This is a genomic window from Bacillus sp. BSL6 (assembly GCF_052928345.1).
Map to the genome: position 1 here is coordinate 859,790 of NZ_JAVGCW010000002.1, position 22,169 is coordinate 881,958.

Here is a 22,169-nt window from a genome sequence, read left to right on the forward strand (position 1 = left end):
AAGCAAGCATGAGATACATGCTTGCTTCTTTTTATCTTCTACCATTAAATACCGTATTTGTATACGAACGAACGGTTAACATATAGTAACCAAAGTATATTATGATATACACCCCTATACTCCCTAGTAAAGGAAGGCTATATTCAAACATTCCTGTAAAGCCCATCAAACTTAGAAATGCAAAGAATGTATGAACAATCGCAAGAAATAATGGTACTAAAAATATCACACCTACTTGCTTTCTTATAGACTCTCTTGCTTCCTTTTTCGTTAGTCCGATTTTCTTTAACATACCGTACGCTGGACGCTCTGCCATCGCTTCTGTTATTTGTTTAAAGTATAAAATACACCCCGTTGCAAGAATAAAAACAATCCCTAAAAATATACTAGCAAACAATAACACTGCGCCATCTTGCAATTCAGATTGGCTCGTCTCTTCAAATGATTGTAATTTCGCTTCTACAGAAAGGATATTCGCTAGATTTTTCGTTACCTCTGCATTTCCATTTCCTTCAACAATAAATCCACTTACTGTTGAAATAGCTTTCCCTCTTTGCAACTTATTAAATAACGAATCTTGAACAACAAGTCCAACTGGTGCAAGTTTTGCGCTAACAACTGTTTCTTCGCGGTGATCAGCAATTATTACCTCTCTCTTCATCCCTTCAAAGGACACATTATTTCCTTCAAGTGAATTCTTTTCGATGTTATATGATTTATACGGATCTAATAAAACAACTTCCTTTTCAGAACCTAAAACAGCTTTTTTATTACCTAATATAGAAGCTGCTTTATTATAATCTGACTCTTTTATAACTTGTACATTGCCATCACTAATTAAATATCCTGTTAACATACTCGAACCATCTATATTTACTTGCCCCGAAAACAACTCTACTTTTGTTTCACCCTTAATGATTCCTCCATGTTTTTGTATCTCTTCTCTAACTTTCTTATTTAATTCCTTCCCAGTGGTTACATATTCATAACTAACTGGATTCATAAGTGTTGCTGTTTTCTTTGCTCCATAATACATACTAGAACTTATACCAATTGTGCATAGTGTTACCGCACTTAATAAAGATAGTAAAGCTAACATCTTTACGTTTCCTTTTATTCTAAAGAACAATGAAGAAACCGATAAAATGTTCGTTCCATTCCAATATTTCGTTTTATCTTCCTTGATTGTATGGAGTGATTTCACTGTATATTGCTCAAATAGTAAAAACGTACCTTTTACAATACAGCCAAAAATAAGTAGACCTGTAATAAAAATTGCTCCAAATCCAAAAACTTGTGTAAGTAGCGCAATGATATAACCTGTAATTAATAAAACAATCGCTCGTTTTGCCTTCTTACTTGAATACGTAGGTGCCTCTTCTTTTTGATTTTCACCATATAGTAATTCAACTAAACGATGCTCATAAATTAACTTTTTACTTTTCCATGATGCAATAAAGAAAATTGCTCCTATCGTTATAAGAACTTCTACTATAGATAAAAATGAAATCGTAAATGTAAAAGTAAATGCACTTCCCATTAACTTTACGAGAAACCCTGCGCACATATTCGCTATAAATAAACCAGCAAGAATACCTAACACACTTGCCGCAGCACCAACTAATAATGTTTCATAAAAGAGTAATTTCGCAATCTCCTCTTTACGAATACCTAATAAACTGTATAGTGCAATTTCTTTTTTCTTCTTTCGTAAAAAGAAGCTATTACAATAAAAAATAAATATCGTTAAAAAGATAATCAACAATATTTGTGCAAACGTAAATGTCGTTTCCACCTTATCTGATTCTTTTAAAAGAGCTACTACACTTTCATTTCGTTTAATCGATACGAATGTAAAATAAATAATAATGCTGCCTACTAATGAAATAAAGTATAGAAAATAATCTTTCATATTTCGTTTTATACTACGTTTTGATACTTCTAAAAAATCCATCGTATACCTTCACCCGCCCTCGTATTTCTCTATACATGAAGTGTATACGAAATTGTATTTCTCCCCTATCGATTTTCATTACATCTCTCTTACGATATTGTAATATAATAAAATAAAAAGAACCTAGTCTCCTAGGTTCTTTACATCGTATGTTTAAACGTAAACAACTCTTCTTTTGAATGCACAGCAGATTGTTCCTCTTCTACAATGTCCTTCTTTATCTCTCCTCCCAACCTTACTTTCATCATCGCCTCTTCTATACTTTTTACAATCATATTTCCTGAAAAAATAGTAAGTCCAAAAAATGTAATAGGAACGAGAGGAATCCACGGATTCACTGTTAATGACCTATAGTATACTCCAATTAAACCTGACCATTCATGCGTATAAGATTCCACCTCTTTTATTTGTCCACCAAACATTACAGTCCCACCAAAGAACACTTCAAGTAATCCTAAGTGCAGTAAAATAGTAAGAGTCTGCGTAAACTGCTGAAGAAATACGAGTATAAACGGCATATAGAGATGCGGAAAAAGATGCTTTATAACAATATGTCTTCTCGATCCACCTAATATGCGCGCGGCATCAACAAATTCTTCCGTTCGCAATTTACGAACTTCCTTCGCAACATACAGTGCAATAACTGGCATTACAAGCAGTACAAGTAATACCACTTGAAACGAAGCCCTTTCAAAAAAGGTTGTTGTCTCCTCTCCGCTTCCAAATGTATTTGCAGATTGAAGAAAAAAATACGCAATCATAACTGTCGGAATAACTGTAAAACTATCAAAGAAAGCCTCAATTTTTGAAAATCCTCTTTTTATATACGTTCCGAGTACGACACCGAAAAACACACCTATTACCATTCTAAGTGCCGCAATTAAAATAGATATACCAATCGTCCACTTCGCGCCCTCAATGACTAAATGTAACAGGTCATACCCTTTCCGGTCTGTCCCGAGTAAAAATTGTAATGAAGGTGGAAACGGTGGCACTTGTGGATTTTCATCCGCATCATATTGCAATGTAACTTGTCTAATATGTCCATCATTCCATAACGTATTTCCGATGCTCAAAAGAACTAATAGGAGAAGAAATCCAATACTTATCCAAAATCTTTTATCACGTTTTATATACGTCCACATATTATAATCTCTCCTTCATCGCAGCCGGAATGAGATAATGAAACAATTTAAATAAAATAAAAATCGGAATATATATAAGAAGCACACTAACAATGAAAACCTCAACTCTAATACCGAAATACGATTTCAAAAACATAAAAATACCACCCGTATTAAAAATCCATTCTATAATATATAAATTAGATAACATAAAAAAGATATTCGTTTTCGCAAAGAATAATGTACTAAGCAACACATTTCGTAAAATATGACGATTTAAAATATGAAAGCGCCCCAGCCCTTTCGCCTTAGCAAATAGTACATAATCTTTTTCTAGTTCATTTTCAAAACGAAGCACGACCATTTTTACAAACATAATCGTAGTCGGGATGCTCAAACACAATATTGGCAACCCCCTAATCGACTCGCCTCCAATTGAAGCAATTTGAAAAGGTAAAAAACCTGTTTGTTTAAAAAACCATACAACTAAAATTTGTGATACTAAAATAAGAAGAATATCTGGAATGGATTCTAGGAAGATAAGAAATGATTTAATTCGATGTTGTATACGCGGTGAACTACTCATAGTCACATAAACAATACAAAATGCTACAAATAATGAAATGAAAAAAGCAGCTAAAAATATAACAATTGTTTCTTTATAATGGACAAACAACTGCGGAAATAAAAATTTATCTCCCACATATTTAAAATTGGAGATGTCCATTAAATTCACAAACACTTCTTGTAAACTCTTTATGTACTGTGATGCATGCAGCTCAAATCCATAAAATAGTTTCGGCAATGTCCCTAAACAAATAATACCCAAAATCGAAATAAGAAATTGAATCGTCACTTCCATCCCATTCAAAAATACTTTTTTGATCATTTTCGCCCTTCTCTCTCTATAATTTACCCTTTAATTTTATTCTTAATTTTCTGAATTGTAAATATTTAATATATAAAAAATCGCTAGGTTATGACCCTAACGATTCTTTATGTAACTGTTTTTCTCTTTTCGCAAATGGCATATACAAAATAAAACATCCAATAAGCGCAGCTATTTCTAATGAAATAATATAGTAAGGATGCGGCCCTAACATATCGAGTAATGAAGCAGTTTCTGGCTTATGAGCTAAAAACATATAATTACCGCCTGTTTTGTAATTTACAAACGAAACAATTGGAATCAATATGTTTAAAAATATCATTGTGCGTTTAATAGATTGTACTGTCGGACGATATCCTTCCACCCAAGTCATAAAGAGTGGCGCCCAAATGAGCAATATATGCGCGATAAAATATTCAATGAACCGAAAATGCGGAAAAGCATACTGCAAGTTTGGCGTTAAAATGGCTTGTGATGCACCAATAATTCCTGTAAAAAATACAATCTCATATATACGGTAACTTTTCGTTATGATCATAATTGACGCTAACAACAAACTAATCGTACACAACTCGAATGGTAATGAAGTAGCTAGCTCAAAAATCCCTGCTTTCCACTCCCACATATGAAGTCCAATTTCACTCCCTATAAATAGAAATGCAATCGCATATCGAACCGTTATATTCCACTCATTTTGACGTAATACATCTTGGTATTGATATAAAAAAACGATTCCCACCAACAGAATAAATAATATAATGGCATGTTGCCTTGAGTAGGGAATAAACGGTTTTAATGGATGCGCACTAAAATAAGCTTCCATCTTCCTTCCTCCTCTCCTTCATACAATATTATTGTAAGAAAAAAAACAAGCGTCAATTCATTTGCTTAAACTAAGACAACCTCTACCTTACATTTACATATTCATACCTTACAAAACTGTAAGGTTATTGTAAGCTAAAACGATTTGTCAGATTCTTCACCTCTTCTATACTGAATGTAGATACTAAAACGAACGAAAAGGTGATAAATAGATGAAGAAGAAAAATAAAGTGTTAATTACTAGTGTAGTAGCAATCGGAATTGCAGCTGGATCATACTTTGCATTTGCTGGCGGCGGTTCAGAAGTAGCAATGGCATATAGCGGATATAAAGTAACAGAAAAACAGATTGAAAACGCGCAAAAATTTGGCGGTGAAGTTATTCCAAACGGCATCGAAACAATTTCATTTGATCCAACAAAAGGAACGTATGAATTAGCTGTAAAAAAAGGCGATGAAGTAAAAAAAGGGCAACTCCTTTTTAAATACAATGACCCTGCTGCTAAACAAGGTGTAACAGAAGCAGAAATGCAAAAGAAAATCGCACAAAAAGAAGTAACATTGTTCCAAAAACAAATTGATGCAGCGAAACAAAAATTACAAAAAGATAAAAATGCAGGTCTTCCTGCTGAAGCATTAAAAGCATCAGAAGTCGAAGTTGGACAATTAGAATCACAACTTGAAATGAAAAAGTTTGAAATAGAAAAAGCTGATGAAATGATTAAAACGGCAAAAGAGAGAGTAAGCAATCTTTCTGTAACAAGTCCTGCTGATGGCGTAATTGATGATATCGTAAAAACTGCTGATGAAAAAACAGGTATGAGCGGTATTACACTTCGTCACGCTGGCCCATTTAAAGTAAAAGGTCAACTTTCTGAATATGAACTTGCTAGTATGAAAGTTGGGCAAGAAGTAACTGTTTCTTCAAAAACGGTCGCTGGTAAGACTTGGACAGGAAAAGTAACAGAAATCGGTTCTACACCATTAAAGAGTATGGACGAAAACAAAACAGTTTCTAACTATCAATTCACTGTCACATTAGATAATAGTGAAGAATTACAAAACGGCTTCCACGTTTACGTAACGAGTAAATCTGGCGAAGCAACTGGCACAATTGTTCCGAAAAGCAGCATCGTGAAAAAAGGTGACAAAAATGTTGTCTTCGTCATAAAAGACGGTAAAGCGAAAGAACAAGCAGTTACTGTTGAATTCGAGACAGATAGCGAAGCAAAAGTTTCTGGAGTGAAAAAAGGAGAACAAATTATCTCTAAACCGGAAAAAGACTTAAAAGATGGTATGGAGGTTGTCGTTGAATGATTAACTTAAAAGGCATCACGAAATCCTTCCAAAATGGTGCAGAGTCCGTTCAAATATTACACGGAATTGACGTAACACTGAACCAAGGAGAATTCACTTCTATTATGGGACCATCTGGTTCTGGTAAATCAACATTAATGAACATTATCGGTTGTTTAGATAAACCAACGACAGGTACGTACGAACTAGCTGGGCAAAACATTTCAAACATGTCTGAAACAGAACTTGCACATGTTCGTAATAAAGAAATCGGATTCGTATTCCAAAACTTTATGTTATTACCGAGACTTTCAGCACTTCAAAATGTAGAGCTCCCTCTTATTTACGCTGGAGTCGATAAAAAAGAAAGGCGCGAGCGCTCATTAGCTGCTTTAACAAAAGTAGGTTTAGCTGATCGTGCTACTCACCTGCCGAACGAACTATCAGGTGGACAAAAACAGCGTGTCGCTGTTGCACGCGCAATCGTAAATAACCCGAAATTTATCTTAGCCGATGAACCGACGGGGGCACTTGATACGAAAACAAGTACACAAATTATGGACCTCTTTTACGAATTAAATAAACAAGGCTCAACAATTATTATGATTACCCATGACCGTGAAATCGGGGAAGCTGCAGCACGTCAAATTGTAATTCGTGACGGAAATATCGTCCAAGATTGGAGAGGTTAATTTTGAACACGAGTGAAAATATACGCATGGCCCTTTCCTCTATCTTTGCTCATAAAATGCGTTCTATTTTAACGATGTTAGGTATTATTATCGGTATTAGTGCCATCATTACTATCATTTCAATGGGTGATGGTACAAACGCAAAGTTTAAAAAAGAGTTAGGCCAAGGAAAAGATAACGAAGTAACGATTTACTACAACAATCCTGACTATGGAACAGATAATGCCAAAATTACAGCTGATATGCTAAACCGACTGCAAACTGTACCAGGCGTTAAAGATGTGTATCCAGATGTAAGTATGAAAGTAAAAGCATCTGCTGGTTCAAAAGATGTAAATCTTGATTTAAAAGGCGGAACAGGCGCCTTTATAACAGATTCGAAGATAAAATTAGTTCACGGTCGTGAATTAAACGACAGTGAGCTAAACCAAGCAATCCCTGCTGTTATATTAAATGAAGAAGCTTTCAATAAATTATTTAGTGGTTGGGAATCAAATCAATACACAGATATAAAAGGAAAGCCGTATAAAATAGTCGGTGTATACGAAACGAAAAACGACTTCGGAATGCCTATGCCTGAAGGTTATACATCACTTGAAAACGCGCCTGTCATTTCAGGAGTAACTGAGTATGACTCTGTCAGATTAACAATGACCTCTCCGGCCGAACGTAAAAGTGTAGAAAAACAAGCCGTTTCTGTTTTAAACGAAATGAAAGCTCCTAAATTTGAGCACAAATTCGAAGCACAAGATTTAGGTGAATTTACGAAGCAATTAGATGAATCAATCGGTATGATGAAAATGGTATTCGGTGGTATTGCCGCTATCTCCTTACTTGTTGGTGGTATCGGTGTAATGAACATTATGCTTGTATCTGTAACAGAGCGTACACGTGAGATCGGTATTCGTAAAGCTCTTGGTGCAACGCGTGGTAAAGTATTAACACAATTCTTAATTGAATCTTGTATTTTAACAGGACTCGGTGGTTTCATTGGTTTCATGCTCGGTATCTTCTTCGCTTGGATCGTCTCCATCTTTGCCGGATGGCCACTCGTTGTCTCAAAAGAACTTGGACTTCTTGCAGTAGGTATCTCCATGTTAATCGGTATTATATTCGGTCTACTACCAGCTAACAAAGCTGCAAAACTGGATCCAATTGAATGTTTACGATATGAATAAACAAAAACGTAGGAGTTTACACTCCTACGTTTTTTATTTATCTATTAAATCATGTTTCTTCTATTATATATGTTTCACGTTATAAACATCTTTCATTATTTTAATCTACTAAATCTATTATAGAATCCTATTATTGCAAAAATACTATGTGAAAGTCGAAAATCAAGGCGTAATTTTTTCCATACCTCGACTTATTTTGTAACAATTATAGCGATATTTTATTAAATTTCACCTCATTTTTATTTCTCCACAACTAAAATAGTTATTTTTACATAACTACTTTTCTGTTCCGACAGCAAAATACGTCATTTTTGTAATGATTACGAAATAATTACGTAATACTATAGAAATAATATTAACCTGTCAGAAATTGAAATACTACCTTTTTTATGCATCACATGCTCAAACCTCCCCTAAAAACTATAAGAAAGCGCTTTTAGGATATTACTGGAATTATTACAAAATATTAATGACCCGTTACGAAAGCTTTGTAATTTTATGTTTTTCGCAAATAAGAAAATAATGGTTGCTATAATGAGGTCAACGAAAACAAATGCAATGGAGGCTATTATGAAAAAATTTATGGGTATAGCAACAGCAGCGGTTTTTGGTCTTGGGATTTTCACAACATCTGCTAAAGCAGAAACGTTTGTAACGACTGATGTACTAAATGTACGAGAAAACCCAACTACTGAATCAAAAGTTGTAGGAAAATTATTAGATGGATATAAAGTTAACGTTTTACATACAGAAAACGGATGGTCAAAAGTAAAATTGAATAGCGGTAAAGAAGCTTTCATTAGCGCTGACTACACAAAAGACACTTACTACGTAACAGCTAACGTATTAAACGTACGTGCTGGTGCAAACACAGACTCAGAAATTCTTGGTAAATTGAAACAAGATGATGTAATTGAAACAACACACCAAGTTGAAAATGATTGGATCCAATTTGAATATAACGGAAAAACAGCTTACGTTCATGTTCCTTACTTAACAGGTAAAGCTCCAGTTAAAGTTCAACCAGCAGTAAAAGTTGAAAAAACAACGAAAGTTCAAGATACAGCTAAAACTGTAGCAGCAACTAAAACTCGTGAAGTAGCTGAAATGCAAGCAAAAGCTAAAGCTCAGGAAGCAACTAAAGCTCGTGAAGCAGCTGAAGCTCAAGCAGCGGCTAAAGCTCGTGAAGCAGCTAAGGCTCAAGAGGCAGCTAAAGCTCAGGCAGAAGCTAAAGCTCAAGAAGCAGCTGAAGCTCAAGCAGAAGCTAAGGCTCAAGAAGCAGCTAAAGCTCGTGAAGCAGCTAAAGCTCAAGAAGCAGCTGAAGCTCAAGCAGCGGCTAAAGCTCAAGAGGCAGCTAAAGCTCGTGAAGCAGCTAAAGCTCAAGAAGCAGCTAAAGCTCAAGAAGCAGCTGAGGCTCAAGAAGCAGCTAAAGCTCGTGAAGCGGCTAAAGCTCAAAAACCAGCTACACAACAACCTGTTGCAAAAGAAACTGAAACAAGTGCACCATCATCTTCTCGTGAGTTACGCGTTGTAGCAACAGCTTACACAGCAGATCCACTTGAAAATGGTTATAAAGCAGGCGACCAAGTAAAATCAGCTTTAGGTCACAACTTAACAGCTAATCCAAACATGAAACTAATCGCAGTTGATCCAAGTGTCATTCCATTAGGTTCAAAAGTATGGGTTGAAGGTTACGGAGTAGCAATCGCTGGTGATACTGGTGGAGCTATTAAAGGAAATAAAATCGACGTTTTAATGCCAGACAAAGGTACATCAAGTAACTGGGGACGTAAAACAGTTACAGTTAAAGTATTAAACTAGTTTGTAAAAAAAGAGTCAGTCTCATTGAGGCTGACTCTTTTTTATAATTCTTACATTCTCTCTTTCTCTTGAAAGTAAGTAATATTATCTCGAAGCCATTTCCTCTCCGACACAAACAAGTTTCCACGTTTTTTGTACACTTTATCAAATGTCTTTAGAACTTCTTCATGATTAGCAAACTTATGTAAGAAACGAAGAGCAATGAGGATTTCTGATTCATCAATAGACTCTACTTGATTTTTACGTCTTCTAGAAACAACTTTCGTTACACGTTCGCAAATTGGCTTAATCGCCATTTCATCTCCATATGCATAAATAGCTCGAATGGCCTCATATTTCACCATGACACTTCTATCAGATAAAGCATCAATATAAACTATTTGTAAGTCTGTTCTTCCGATTTCTGCCAAAGTCTCAATGGCTGCCGAACGAATATAAGCACTATCGCTGTGTAAAAGTTTCGTTAAAGATAAAATTGATCGCTTTGTTCCAATCTCATGTAAAGTAGCACATATATTTACAATATCATCTCGATTCTCTTCCACTGTAAGTAACTTCAATAAGGCATCTTCTGCTTCTAACGATTTACACAACTTTAAAGCAATGACAGCGGAATAACGAACTCCACTATTTTTATGATATATGTAAGGAATAATTTTATGTGCATTGCTCGCTTCAGATAATTTACTTAAATCTATAAGCATACTATCCAACACTACCCTGCTTTCTTCACTTTCTAACCGATTTATCAAATAATCTGCAATATACATCTCTCTAGTATTTATTGCAAGTTGTGTAATTAAAAAATAAAGGCTCGTTTTTATATATACTTTTCGTGCTTCCGTTACTTTCTCTTGGAAACAAGAAAAAAGCGATAAATCATTTAACTCCCTCGCTTCTTCATACGCACATTGCCGAATACCTGCTTCTTCATCATCCATCCGCCTTAATAAATCATCTATATACTCTTCCATCTCCTTCTCTCCCGTCCAAATTAAGTCTATCTCTTTGCATTCTATATACGATAGACTACCATTTCAACAGAAAAAAAGGATGCCACAGCATCCTCTCCTTCTCTCCCCTATTCCACACAAGTAAACTGCGTCCAAGCTCCTACATAATCTAGTAAGAATAACTCTTCTTCTGCAATTGTACCGACAATATTTTTCCGTTCATCTATCGGCATTTCTTTTAGAATGATTTGTAGTTCACCTTTATACTTACCAAATGAATTGTTTCCAATTACAACTTGCCCTCTTTCCTGTCGTACACTTTCGCGCACCGGGAAGTCATAGTCTTTGTATTTCTTACGTACTTCTGTAGAACGTACCATATATTCTGTTATGTCGCCGCGTCTTACGTGTAACTCTTGCAGTGTCGCCCTCTTCTCTACTTCAGTTACTTCGTCTACAAAGTTTACTTTCAGCTGTAACATGTAACGATTTAAGTTTCCTAGTTTCTCTAACTCTTCTTCACTCGCATAAGCATTTCCGATAATAACGTCATCAATAAGCCCTGTCGCCCATAAATGTTTCGCTTGTACCTCAATCGGTAAGTTACGATGCTCTTCTAATGTACATAATCCGTCGTTAATATCCCATGGGCCGATGTTAGCTGCATGCGACGTAATAAATGCTGCTGTGCGAATACCATACTTTTTAAAGCGTTCACTACAGCGAATGAAATAGTCATACGGAAGTCCAGTAAATTTTTGCGGATAGAAGTTATGACAACCGATTAAAGCTGACTTATTCGCTTGATGCGAAAGAATATTTTCTAAGTACGCAATATCGTTACTTACGTTTAGCTCAATTTTTAAGCCGTACGGATTATTCGTCATTTTCGCTTCAGTTAATCCGTCAAACCCTAAATCTAATCGAATACCGTCTGCACCTAACTCTGCGAAGAATGATAGATCACTATAACTAATACCGAGCTGATCAAAGACAGCTGGAGCTACATCTAAAATAACTTCCATATTGTTATCTTTCGCATGATGAATAATTTCTTTAAATTCAGCTACAATTTCTTCTTTCGGTCGATTCACAGACAATAGGCATGTGAATATTCTTGAAAAACCGTGGCGTGCCGCTGCCGAAATGTATGCCATATCTTTTTCTTTCGTTGAATGCTCTGGATAAAGTGAAATTCCTAATTTACGCTCCATGCTTTTGCATCTCCTTCACACGTTGTATTAATGCCATGCTCGTAAATCTATATTTTGCAGATAAACATGTTGCACATAAAATCGTTGGTACAATAATTACGTACGGTGATTGTAAGCTTAGCATTACATAGGCACCCATTGAACTACCGATAAATACAATTGATACTAGTAGTAAAACTAATAAAGATTTACTTTGTACCCATTTTGAATAATGTGCAATACACTGCCCCGCTACAAATGTAATTAAGATGATAATTGCTCCGAGCATTTTTCTTTCTCCTCTCCTGCTAATTGTTGTTTCTCATACATTTTGAAGAACGGATAGTAAATAACGAATGAGATAACAAAGTTAACAAGTACAAGTACACCAGCCATAATTGTCCAGTCCGTACTAATAATCGCTGCAATTGGTGCTAACATCGTAAATGGCAGTTTCGCCATCATCATCGGAATCATACCTGAAACAACTGCGAAATATGATACTGTCGTTGTCACTAACGGTGTAATAACGAACGGAATAATTAAGATTGGGTTCATTACAATTGGTGCCCCGAAAATAATTGGTTCGTTAATATTGAATAAGCCTGGCACGAATGATAATCTACCTAACTCTTTTAAGAACTTAGATTTAGAGAACATAAACATAATTACTAAAGCTAACGTTGAACCTGATCCACCAATCCATACGAACCATTGAATAAATTGCTCTGTAAATAAGTTTGGTAATTGATGTGCATTTCCTGTAGCTGTGAATACTTCCATATTTTCAAGAATTGCAGAATCCCACATTGGACGAATAATCGGTCCTAAAATCGCAGGGCCATGTATACCGAATGACCAGAAGAATACGATTAAGAATACTGTTAATAAACCGCCGAATAAATTATTTCCTACTAATACTGATTTTAGTGGTGCGATTAAATATGTGATTGTTGTATTTACATCAAATTTCAAACCGTAGCGAATACCCCAGAATAAAAGAATAACTGCTAACGTTGGAATTAATGCTGCAAACGAATTTGAAACTGCTGGTGGTACACTATCTGGTAATTTAATTGAGATATTATGCTTAATCATAAAGTGATAAATTTCTACTGCAATTAAAGCTGTAACAATTGCGCCGAATAAAGATGTTGCACTTAATGTTCCTACTGAAATATATCTACCTGCATCAATAACACCTGGTACGGCTTTCGTAATTTGAATTGGTTCAACTGATGCTAGTAAAAAGGCGAGTACAGATAATAACCCTGCACTTAACTGATTGAGCTGATAAAAGTTCGCGAGCGAAGCCCCTACCCCAAATGCTGCATATAATGCCATTAGTCCTACCGTAAATCGGAATGGAATATCTAAAATATGGCGAAACGGTGCAATCCACTCCATATATGCATCAATTGGTAAGTTTAAAAAGATAACGAAAAATGATCCGACAATCGTTAACGGTAATGTAGAAATAACCCCGTTTCGAATTGCTAATAAATGTCGCTGTCCGGCAATCTTTTGTGTTGTTGGCATAATCTTTTGTTCCATAAAACTCATAAAACCATTCATCAAAACCCCTCCTCTTTCTCTTTTCTATGAAAGAATGAAATAAAGTTATAACATTATAATGTTTATATTTAAAAAAATATAATTATGCTAAAACTAATTGTTCTGCTTGTTTCAATACTTTCAAACCATCACACATGCCATAATCTCGTTGGTCTATAATCGCAACTGGTATATTGTATGAATTTGCAAGAAACTCTACGGCTGGAAATAAATATTTCACTTGCGGACCAATTAAAACAACATCAGCATTTTTTATTTCCAGTTTCACAAGTTCTGAATCAACTGCTTTAATTTTATAATCCTTCCCTTGTTTCATTGCCTCTTCTTGCATTTTTCTTACAACCATACTCGTTGACATGCCTGCTGCACAACATAATAAAATGTACATCTTATACTGTCACTTTCTCTTCTATTCGTTTATGAAGAGTGATAAATTCTTCAGCAAGTTCTTTCACTGTAATTGCATTCATTAAATGATCTTGTGCATGCACTAACAGTAAACTGATTTCTGCATGATTTCCTCTTGCTTCTTCTTGAATTAAGTCTGTTTGAATACGATGAGCTGCTGAAATTTCTTCCCTAGCAAGTGTCATCTTTTCACTCGCACTCTCAAAATCTCCTTGTCTTGCAAAAGCAATTGCTTCAAGTGACGCGCTTCTCGCGTTGCCACCATGTAAAATTAACGCAAATGGAGTTTGCATATTAGTCATTTTAAATTCCCCCAAGCCATCTTTTTTCTATATTGTTATCTTATTATGAAAACGCATACAATTAAACATAAAAAACTTCCGTTGTGTAACGGAAGTTTTTATATACTTCTCTTATAACGATAATAATATCTCTTGAAAATCTTCAACCACTTCAGCCTGAGCTAATTTCTCTATCGTATTTTGATTAGACATAATATCATATAAAAAATCATAAAGCTTTTGTAAATCTTCATTATTATTGCGCTTTACACTAAATAAAATAATAACTTGTACTTTCTTATCTCCCCAGTCAACCGCTTTATTAAGTGTACAAAACATCAAAAATGTTTTCTCACTTAATAACTGCATCGGATGTGGAATCGCAACTAAATTCCCAACTGCTGTAGGGGATGTATTCTCTCTTTCCATAACAGAGTCATAAAAGTGTTCTGGTACATAGTTTTTCTCAGCGGCTTTCTCACATAAAAATTGGATAACCTCTTCCTTCGTAGAAGCAATATGATTTAAAAAGATTAAATCTTCCTTCATATATTGCTGTACACTATTATTCACATGCGTAAACAACTGCTGACCAATTGACTTAATCTCTTTATCATCAAATATTGAGTTTACTTTTATAACAGGCACAGGTAAACCACTTGGTATATGAATCGTACTAATAATACAATCTATCTTTTCTTTGTAGAGATCTTCTACTTTCAATTGATAATAGCCTGTAATCCCTACAATCTCTAATTTATCTCGGAACTGTGATAAAACTTTATATTTCAATAGCTGGGCGCTTCCTTGACCAGTCGCACAAACTAATAAACATCTCTTCTTTTGATTTTGTTCCTGTAAACGGCTCATCGCTCCGCCGAAGTGAATGGCAATATAACCAATTTCACTTTCCGGAATCGGCTCACCTGTATATTCACCAATTATATCCCCAACGAGAACCGCAATTTCAAAAGCATACGGATAATTCTTTTTCACTTCTGCCAAAAGAGGGTTTCTCGTATTTAACTTATACTTCAAACGGTTTAATAACGTTTTTAAATGAACACCAAACCCGAATAATAATTCTTCATCATAATAAAAAATAAGATTCCGTTCTTCCGCTACTTTAAAAAGAATATGTTGCATGAATGCATATAGATCTTTTCCTAATAGTTCTTCCACATTTTCATAACGATCTTTCGTTGTAACAGCAGTGCTTAATAAATGCATCGTCACATATAAAACTTCTTCTTCTGGGAATGAAAAATGCAACTCTTTCTCTAACTCTCCTAAAATCTCTTTCGCAATTGTATATTCTTTCTTTATTATAAATTCAGCTTGCTCTACATGTAGTCCTTTCATATAATGTTGATCTTCACAACGCTTTAATGCAATTGCAATATGAATGACTAAATTATCAATTTCTATATCTGATAAATATATCGCTCCTCCTTCGATATACTTTAATATAATCGAACGGATAAGCGGTATATGAGGTAACGATAAGTATGTATCACTCTGCTCAAATTGCTCATGAAACGGAGTATGGTCATAACGCGGTAAACCATATTGTGATAAACAAGAACGAATATGAAACTCCTCTCCAACAATACGTATACCATAATAAGGTCTCTTTTCAATTTGTAATTGATAGCGACCACATATATCTGTAACATCTTTCATAATTAAATTTACAGTCGATTTACTTACATAAATCTCCTCTGCTAACTGTGAAAGCTTCACATATCCCTCGGTGGTTAAAATACGTTGCAGAATGTACGCTATCCTTTCTTCATAAGAAGTTGGGATTTTTTCTGTCTGTTTTTGAAATAGACTCACGCAAAACTCTTCAAACTTCTTCGCTTGTATAATTTCTAGTTCATATCCAGTCCCTCTTTGCGATTCAATTTTCGCTCCATTTTCTTCCAATATATCATTTAATAATTTTATATCTTTTTGAATCGTCTTCGTTGATACATGTAAACGGTTCGCTAAAAAAGCTCGATTTAACATCGATTTCTCTTCTAAAAACTCCTCTAAAATAGAAACTAATCGCTGATGCACCTTTGTCATAGCTCTTCCTCTCGCAATTTATATATAAAAAGGAAAAAGCTGCTGAGATCAGTAGTTTTTTCCTTTTTTTAACTTATCTATTTCTTTAATGTAAATCCGAATTTATCCCATGCTTGCAAATAATCTAATAAGAAAATCTCTTCTTCTACAATTCGACCAACTACATTTGTTTTTCCTGTATTCACCATATCTTTTAATGCAATTTGCAATTCACCTTTATATTGGCCATATTGCTCATTATCAATTAGAAGATCGCCGCGCTTAATTTCACGTGTATGATGAGGTTTAAACTCTTCTTTTTTATATTTCACACGGCTTTGTGTAGAGCGAATCATATATTCAGATACATCCCCGCGATAAAAATGAGGTTCGTCTAATACGATAATTTTTTCTAGTTCTGTCGTTGTATCATATAACTCTATATCAAATGTTTGTTTCTCTTTATTTAATGCACCTAGTGCTTGTAATTCTACTTCTGATGCATAAGCATTCGCAATAATAACATCATCAATTAATTCTGTTGCAAATAAATGCTTCGCTTGTGTTGTCATTGGTAATTCACGATGCTGCTCTAACGTACATAATCCTTCTGTTACTGGCCAAGGTCCATATGTTGCATCAAATGATGAAATAAAAGCAGCCGTTCTCATACCGTAATCTTTAAATTGTTTCGAGCATTTCATAAAATGATCATATGATAATCCAGAATAACGATGCGGATAAAAATTATGGCAACCAATTAAATTTTCGCGATTTGGTCTATGACTCATAATGTTATCTACATACTTCGTACCGTTACTCATATTGATCTCAATTTTTAAGCCATACGGATTGTACGTCATAATTGATTCTTCTAATCCTGAGAAACCAACATCTAAACGAATACCGTACGCACCTAGTTCATGGAAAAACGATAAATCGTTATATGAAATACCTAATTGCTCAAAAACAGCTGGACTAATATCAACTAACACTTGGAATCCTAATGCATTTGCATGAGAAATCGTTTCTTTAAACTCTTCTATAATTTTCTCTTTTTCACCATCTACAGATAATAAACATGTAAATACACGAGTAAATCCGTATTTACTTGCTAATGTTAAATACTCTTTATCTTTCTCTACTGTTGAATGTTCTGGATAAATAGAAATACCTAATCGTCTCATATGTACACGCCTCTTTCTTCATCATATTGTAAACCTTTTCAAATATATGTAGCGAAAAAGTATATATCCCCTTCTCATTCACTACTTTTTGAATCCGCTTTCTTTAAAGAAAAAACAATTTCTATCATTCATAACAACTACCAGTCTATACATCTATACTTTACATCTTTTTTTCATAGTTGTGTAGTCTTTCCACAAATTTGTCAGTTTTTTACCTCGAAAATTGTTGTACGTTTTCAAGGCACCTTCCTTGACTGTTACATTGGCCAATACATATACTCGAAAGAAAAGAGAAATTTTTTATATAGGGGATGAATACATGGGAGAAGCAATACTCGTAAAACGAGAACCGTTATGGACGAAAGAATTTGTCGCGCTAATTCTAGCAAACTTATGTATGTTTTTAGGATTTCAAATGTTAATTCCGACTTTACCTGTTTATGTGAAAGAAATTGGAGGTACAAGTTCCAATATTGGATTTGTTGTCGGTATGTTTACTGTTGCGGCACTTTTTGTTAGACCGCTAACTGGAAATGCCTTGCAAAAATTCAGCAAAAAAATCATTTTAATGATCGGTACTGCTATTTGTTTACTCGCTATGGGTAGTTATCTTTTCGCTTCAACTGTTTTCCTATTGCTTGCCGTTCGAATTTTACACGGAGCTGGTTTTGGTATTACAACGACTACATATGGAACTGTCGTTTCCGATTTAATTCCGCAAGCTCGCCGCGGTGAAGGCATGGGATATTTCGGTCTTTCTGGAACGATTGCAATGGCGCTCGGTCCACTTATCGGACTTTGGCTTATGCAAACATATAACTTCACGATTCTTTTTTTATGTGCACTTTCCTGTACAATTGTTTCATTAATATTAACGAAACTACTTCAAATCAAAAAATCGCCGCAATCACCACAGCAAACATCTGGTACCTTCCTTGATGGATTTATTGAACGTAAAGCTTTACTTCCTTCATTATTAATATTATGTATTACATTAATGTACGGGGGAATCGGAAGCTTTATTACGTTATTTGCTACGGAAGTCGGCATTGCTGATATAAGCCTCTTCTTCTTATTTAATGCACTTGCAATCGCTGTTACTCGTCCATTTTCCGGAAAGTTATATGATGCGAAAGGTCATTCCTTCGTAATTATCCCAGGAGTTATTATTACGTTTACAGGGATTATTTTATTGTCGTATACAACTACCATTCCAAGCTTAATTATTGCAGCAGCATGCTACGGAAGTGGTTTCGGAGCGATTCAACCTGCACTACAAGCGTGGATGATTGACCGAGTAGCACCGCACCGACGAGGAGTCGCAACAGCTACATTCTTCTCAGCATTTGACCTTGGAATTGGTGCTGGCGCGATTATTTTTGGATTCATTGCACATTTTACAAACTACGCAACTGTATATCGTTATTCCTCTCTACTACTTATTGCTTTCCTGTTCATTTACATTACAAGTGTAAAAAAACAAAAGCATGGTGATAAAAATACGGAAAAAGCTGCTGGATAATTCCAGTGGCTTTTTTACGTATTTTTGATTTTATAAAACTACATGCATTTTCCTACATATTTTTTTACCTTTCATCAAAAAATATACGATGAACTCACAGACGATTTCCTTCATATACAAATGAAAAACACTATTCTAAAGAGTGTGATTTCTTTACAAAAATACGATTTACAAAAGATAAAAACCAATAAAATACAGCTGTTTCTTTAAAGAATTGTAAACTTTTTATCCCTTTGTAAATTTAGTGTAAATTTTACTGATAAATCGTTTACAGTGGCTCACGGTTTAGTTAATAATTACATCGTACATGAAATTTAAGGAGTGGAATGCGTGGAATACAATGTTCAAGATATGATCTTCCAGTTCATTGGTGGATTAGGTATTTTCTTATTCGGAATTAAATACATGGGCGATGGACTGCAACAAGCTGCCGGAGATCGTCTTCGTGATATTCTAGATCGCTTTACAACAAACCCACTGATGGGTGTACTAGCAGGTATGTTAGTTACCGTATTAATCCAATCAAGTTCAGGAACAACTGCTTTAACAGTCGGACTTGTAAGTGCTGGGTTTATGACATTAAGACAAGCAATCGGTGTTATTATGGGTGCGAACATCGGTACGACAGTTACTGCATTTATTATTGGAATTAAAATCGGAGAATATGCTCTTCCAATTATGGCAGTTGGAGCTATCTTACTATTCTTCTTTAAAAATAAAAAAGTACATTCTTTAGGTCAAGTTATATTCGGTTTTGGTATGTTATTCTTCGGTTTAGAACTAATGAGCACAGGTATGAAGCCTCTTCGCTCTTTAGAATCATTCCAAGAATTAACGGTTAGCATGAGTGATAATCCAATTTTAGGTATTGTTGTTGGTACAGTCTTCACTTTAATTGTACAAAGCTCAAGTGCAACAATCGGTATTTTACAAGAACTATTCGGTCAAGGTGCAATCGATTTACAAGCTGCCCTTCCTGTATTGTTTGGTGATAACATCGGTACAACAATTACAGCTGTATTAGCAGCAATCGGTACTTCAATTGCTGCAAGACGCGCAGCATTAGTTCACGTTATCTTTAATATTGTCGGTACAATCATCTTTACAATTTTATTAATACCTTTTACAAATTTAATTCAATACTTCCAAACGTCATTAAACTTAAATCCAGAGATGACAATTGCATTTGCACACGGAACATTTAACGTAACGAATACAATTATTCAGTTCCCATTCATCGCTGTATTAGCATGGATTGTAACGAAAATTATTCGCGGGGAAGATGCTGCTATTGATTTCAAACCGCAACATTTAAATCCAATCTTTATTGAACAATCTCCAGCTATTGCTTTAACTGAAGCACAAAAAGAGATTATTCGTATGGCTGAGTTTTCATTACATGGGTTAAAAGAAGCAAACCAATTTTTAAACACACAAGATAAAAAACACGCTGACATGGCTACTCAATTAGAAGGAGCTATTAACAACTTAGATAAAAAAATTACCGAGTATTTAGTTTTACTATCAGAAAAACCACTTTCACCGACAGACTCTGAGAAGCATTCAGTCCTAGCAGGTGTCGTTGGCGATATTGAACGTGTCGGTGATCATGTAGAAAACCTTGTAGAACTTGTTGATTTCCAAATTTCAAACCGTGTTTCCCTATCAAACGAAGCACTAGCTGAATTAAATGAAATGCTTGAGTTAACGATTTCAACATTACAAGACGCAGTTGAAGCTTTAACAAACTTCGATACTGAACTAGCTCAAACAGTTATTGCAAAAGAACGTAAAATCGATCAAATGGAACGTGTTCTTCGTAAACGTCACGTATTACGTCTGAATGAACGTAGCTGTTCAGGTGATGCAAGTATCATCTTCGTTGATATGGTAAGTAACTTAGAGCGCATTGGCGATCACGCTGTAAATATCGCTGATGGTGTTTTAGGTGAACAAGGTAAAGTCAATTTAAAACAATCATTATAATAGGAAAGAGACGCTTACGTTAGCGTCTCTTTTTTCATTTCATATTTACAACCGTTCTACCTTTTAACTTTCCTTGCAATATAAGTGTAAACTTCTCATCTAGCTCTTCTAATGTACATTCTTCTGTATAAGATTGTAACTCTTTATTTCCCCATTCATTTGCTAGGAGCGTCCATACATCCCTTCTCACATCGGCTGGACATTGCACAGAATCTACCCCTAACAGGCTTATGCCTCGCAAAATAAACGGATATACCGTTGTTTGTAATTCCTGTCCTGCCACATTACCGCATGTCGTTACGCACCCGCCATACTTTACCGTTTTTAAAGCCGTTTCTAACATATGTCCACCTACAGTATCGATAACCCCGGCGTATATTCCTTTAAGCATTGGTCTTCCTGATTCATCATTCAATTCTGCGCGATGAATCACCTTTTTCGCTCCTAGACGTAGTAGCATCTGTTCCTCTTCCATTTTTCCTGTCGCTCCTACTACGCTAAACCCTAACTTACTTAAAATACTAACAGCTACACTTCCTACGCCGCCTGTAGCACCCGTTACTAGTACATCTCCCATACTTGGCGTTATACCTGCTCTAATAAGCTTATATACTGATAAAGCAGCTGTAAAACCTGCTGTGCCGTACATCATACTTTCCTTTAATGACATTCCCTCTGGTAAAGGGACAATCCAAGATGCTGGCACGCGAATATATTCTCCGAAACCACCAGAAGTATTCATCCCTAAATCATATCCCGTTACAATGACTTGATCTCCTGCCTTAATGGTAGCATCTTTACTACTCACAACCACTCCTGCTGCATCAATTCCTGGCGTATGAGGATATGTTCTCGTAACACCTTTATTACCAGTGGCTGAAAGAGCGTCTTTATAATTTAGTGAAGAATAATGAACCTGTATGAATACGTCCCCTTCAGGTAAACTACTTACTTCTCTCTCGACAACGTTTCTTACAAACTGCTTATTTTCTGTTTCGTTCACAACGATTGCTCGGAATGATGTATGATTCATTATGTTCTCTCCTTTATCCGTCAAATTCTTCTTTATTATATAGAAGAAACAAGTAGACCTATTCATTTCTTCTTGGCTATATTTCAACAAATCTTACTTCTCTATTACTTTCTCACAATACATATTTTCATTTCTACTAAAAAACCTTATACTTATTCTACATCTGAAAAATAAAATATAGAATATCTGACTTTTTATAAATAA

19 protein-coding genes are annotated in these 22,169 nt (G+C 35.1%); 6 read left to right on the forward strand and 13 right to left on the reverse strand.

The window, feature by feature from the left end; translation table 11 throughout:
* Positions 1-31 precede the first annotated feature (31 nt).
* The 4 genes from RCJ96_RS10655 to RCJ96_RS10670 form a co-directional block, all read right to left on the reverse strand.
* Positions 32-1,954 carry an ABC transporter permease gene (locus RCJ96_RS10655; RefSeq protein WP_416504285.1) on the reverse strand — a complete coding sequence of 641 codons (1,923 nt, stop codon included), beginning with the start codon at positions 1,952-1,954 and terminating at the stop codon, positions 32-34.
* Positions 1,955-2,094: 140 nt separating this feature from the next.
* Positions 2,095-3,099 carry an ABC transporter permease gene (locus RCJ96_RS10660; protein ID WP_242304082.1) on the reverse strand — a complete coding sequence of 335 codons (1,005 nt, stop codon included), beginning with the start codon at positions 3,097-3,099 and terminating at the stop codon, positions 2,095-2,097.
* Between the two features lies 1 nt (position 3,100).
* Positions 3,101-3,967 carry an ABC transporter permease subunit gene (locus RCJ96_RS10665; RefSeq protein WP_074608982.1) on the reverse strand — a complete coding sequence of 289 codons (867 nt, stop codon included), beginning with the start codon at positions 3,965-3,967 and terminating at the stop codon, positions 3,101-3,103.
* 88 nt (positions 3,968-4,055) lie between these two features.
* Positions 4,056-4,790 carry a YwaF family protein gene (locus RCJ96_RS10670; protein WP_000388673.1) on the reverse strand — a complete coding sequence of 245 codons (735 nt, stop codon included), beginning with the start codon at positions 4,788-4,790 and terminating at the stop codon, positions 4,056-4,058.
* 211 nt (positions 4,791-5,001) lie between these two features.
* Between RCJ96_RS10670 and RCJ96_RS10675 the strand changes: the two genes are divergently transcribed.
* The 4 genes from RCJ96_RS10675 (at position 5,002) to entC (ending at position 9,775) form a co-directional block, all read left to right on the forward strand.
* Positions 5,002-6,105 (forward strand): efflux RND transporter periplasmic adaptor subunit, encoded by a 1,104-nt coding sequence (locus RCJ96_RS10675; RefSeq protein ID WP_074608980.1) that lies wholly within the window; start codon positions 5,002-5,004, stop codon positions 6,103-6,105.
* Positions 6,102-6,776 (forward strand): ABC transporter ATP-binding protein, encoded by a 675-nt coding sequence (locus RCJ96_RS10680; protein WP_000609099.1) that lies wholly within the window; start codon positions 6,102-6,104, stop codon positions 6,774-6,776. The genes RCJ96_RS10675 and RCJ96_RS10680 overlap by 4 nt, the downstream gene beginning before the upstream one ends.
* Before the next feature lie 26 nt (positions 6,777-6,802).
* Positions 6,803-7,954: an ABC transporter permease gene (locus RCJ96_RS10685; protein ID WP_416504303.1), complete on the forward strand. Its 1,152-nt coding sequence runs from the start codon at positions 6,803-6,805 to the stop codon at positions 7,952-7,954.
* A 447-nt stretch (positions 7,955-8,401) separates the two neighbouring features.
* Positions 8,402-9,775 (forward strand): cell wall-binding protein EntC, encoded by a 1,374-nt coding sequence (gene entC / locus RCJ96_RS10690; RefSeq protein WP_416504304.1) that lies wholly within the window; start codon positions 8,402-8,404, stop codon positions 9,773-9,775.
* Positions 9,776-9,825: 50 nt separating this feature from the next.
* Here entC and RCJ96_RS10695 read toward each other — a convergent pair whose 3' ends face one another.
* From RCJ96_RS10695 to RCJ96_RS10730, 8 genes are all read right to left on the reverse strand, one after another.
* On the reverse strand, positions 9,826-10,749 hold the full coding sequence (locus RCJ96_RS10695; protein ID WP_000393380.1) for a HEAT repeat domain-containing protein: 924 nt from the start codon (positions 10,747-10,749) through the stop codon (positions 9,826-9,828).
* 107 nt (positions 10,750-10,856) lie between these two features.
* Positions 10,857-11,942, reverse strand: a complete 1,086-nt coding sequence (locus RCJ96_RS10700; RefSeq protein ID WP_074608977.1) for a DUF871 domain-containing protein — start codon at positions 11,940-11,942, stop codon at positions 10,857-10,859.
* Entirely contained in the window at positions 11,932-12,210 is a 279-nt protein-coding gene (locus RCJ96_RS10705; protein WP_000900037.1) for a hypothetical protein, read from the reverse strand. Before RCJ96_RS10705 ends, RCJ96_RS10700 begins: the two co-directional genes overlap by 11 nt.
* The gene (locus RCJ96_RS10710; RefSeq protein ID WP_074608976.1) at positions 12,186-13,496 is read right to left on the reverse strand and encodes a PTS sugar transporter subunit IIC; all 1,311 of its coding nucleotides are present in this window, start codon (positions 13,494-13,496) and stop codon (positions 12,186-12,188) included. The genes RCJ96_RS10705 and RCJ96_RS10710 overlap by 25 nt, the downstream gene beginning before the upstream one ends.
* A gap of 82 nt (positions 13,497-13,578) precedes the next feature.
* The gene (locus RCJ96_RS10715) at positions 13,579-13,884 is read right to left on the reverse strand and encodes a PTS sugar transporter subunit IIB (RefSeq protein ID WP_000275647.1); all 306 of its coding nucleotides are present in this window, start codon (positions 13,882-13,884) and stop codon (positions 13,579-13,581) included.
* 1 nt (position 13,885) lies between these two features.
* On the reverse strand, positions 13,886-14,206 hold the full coding sequence (locus RCJ96_RS10720; protein WP_074608973.1) for a PTS lactose/cellobiose transporter subunit IIA: 321 nt from the start codon (positions 14,204-14,206) through the stop codon (positions 13,886-13,888).
* A 111-nt stretch (positions 14,207-14,317) separates the two neighbouring features.
* Entirely contained in the window at positions 14,318-16,258 is a 1,941-nt protein-coding gene (locus RCJ96_RS10725) for a BglG family transcription antiterminator (protein ID WP_074608972.1), read from the reverse strand.
* 77 nt (positions 16,259-16,335) lie between these two features.
* Positions 16,336-17,424 (reverse strand): DUF871 domain-containing protein, encoded by a 1,089-nt coding sequence (locus RCJ96_RS10730; RefSeq protein WP_001253343.1) that lies wholly within the window; start codon positions 17,422-17,424, stop codon positions 16,336-16,338.
* A gap of 319 nt (positions 17,425-17,743) precedes the next feature.
* On the opposite strand from RCJ96_RS10730, the gene RCJ96_RS10735 reads away from it, so the two are divergent.
* Both RCJ96_RS10735 and RCJ96_RS10740 read left to right on the forward strand, forming a co-directional pair.
* Positions 17,744-18,946: an MFS transporter gene (locus RCJ96_RS10735; RefSeq protein WP_000503265.1), complete on the forward strand. Its 1,203-nt coding sequence runs from the start codon at positions 17,744-17,746 to the stop codon at positions 18,944-18,946.
* A 330-nt stretch (positions 18,947-19,276) separates the two neighbouring features.
* Positions 19,277-20,932, forward strand: a complete 1,656-nt coding sequence (locus RCJ96_RS10740; RefSeq protein WP_000456258.1) for a Na/Pi cotransporter family protein — start codon at positions 19,277-19,279, stop codon at positions 20,930-20,932.
* Between the two features lie 34 nt (positions 20,933-20,966).
* Here the strand turns inward: RCJ96_RS10740 and RCJ96_RS10745 are convergent, their stop codons facing one another.
* Positions 20,967-21,965, reverse strand: coding sequence for a YhdH/YhfP family quinone oxidoreductase (locus tag RCJ96_RS10745; RefSeq protein ID WP_416504286.1), 999 nt, complete (start codon positions 21,963-21,965; stop codon positions 20,967-20,969).
* Positions 21,966-22,169: the final 204 nt, after the last annotated feature.

Coding starts and splice junctions, on each gene's coding strand:
- RCJ96_RS10655 (WP_416504285.1), bottom strand. CDS start 1,954: ATGGATTTTTTAGAAGTATCAAAACGTAGTATAAAACGAAATATGAAA.
- RCJ96_RS10680 (WP_000609099.1), top strand. CDS start 6,102: ATGATTAACTTAAAAGGCATCACGAAATCCTTCCAAAATGGTGCAGAG.
- RCJ96_RS10725 (WP_074608972.1), bottom strand. CDS start 16,258: ATGACAAAGGTGCATCAGCGATTAGTTTCTATTTTAGAGGAGTTTTTA.
- RCJ96_RS10705 (WP_000900037.1), bottom strand. CDS start 12,210: ATGCTCGGAGCAATTATCATCTTAATTACATTTGTAGCGGGGCAGTGT.
- RCJ96_RS10720 (WP_074608973.1), bottom strand. CDS start 14,206: ATGACTAATATGCAAACTCCATTTGCGTTAATTTTACATGGTGGCAAC.
- RCJ96_RS10685 (WP_416504303.1), top strand. CDS start 6,803: ATGGCCCTTTCCTCTATCTTTGCTCATAAAATGCGTTCTATTTTAACG.
- RCJ96_RS10710 (WP_074608976.1), bottom strand. CDS start 13,496: ATGAATGGTTTTATGAGTTTTATGGAACAAAAGATTATGCCAACAACA.
- RCJ96_RS10715 (WP_000275647.1), bottom strand. CDS start 13,884: ATGTACATTTTATTATGTTGTGCAGCAGGCATGTCAACGAGTATGGTT.
- RCJ96_RS10730 (WP_001253343.1), bottom strand. CDS start 17,424: ATGAGACGATTAGGTATTTCTATTTATCCAGAACATTCAACAGTAGAG.
- RCJ96_RS10675 (WP_074608980.1), top strand. CDS start 5,002: ATGAAGAAGAAAAATAAAGTGTTAATTACTAGTGTAGTAGCAATCGGA.
- RCJ96_RS10665 (WP_074608982.1), bottom strand. CDS start 3,967: ATGATCAAAAAAGTATTTTTGAATGGGATGGAAGTGACGATTCAATTT.
- RCJ96_RS10660 (WP_242304082.1), bottom strand. CDS start 3,099: ATGTGGACGTATATAAAACGTGATAAAAGATTTTGGATAAGTATTGGA.
- RCJ96_RS10670 (WP_000388673.1), bottom strand. CDS start 4,790: ATGGAAGCTTATTTTAGTGCGCATCCATTAAAACCGTTTATTCCCTAC.
- RCJ96_RS10745 (WP_416504286.1), bottom strand. CDS start 21,965: ATGAATCATACATCATTCCGAGCAATCGTTGTGAACGAAACAGAAAAT.
- RCJ96_RS10695 (WP_000393380.1), bottom strand. CDS start 10,749: ATGGAAGAGTATATAGATGATTTATTAAGGCGGATGGATGATGAAGAA.
- RCJ96_RS10735 (WP_000503265.1), top strand. CDS start 17,744: ATGGGAGAAGCAATACTCGTAAAACGAGAACCGTTATGGACGAAAGAA.
- RCJ96_RS10700 (WP_074608977.1), bottom strand. CDS start 11,942: ATGGAGCGTAAATTAGGAATTTCACTTTATCCAGAGCATTCAACGAAA.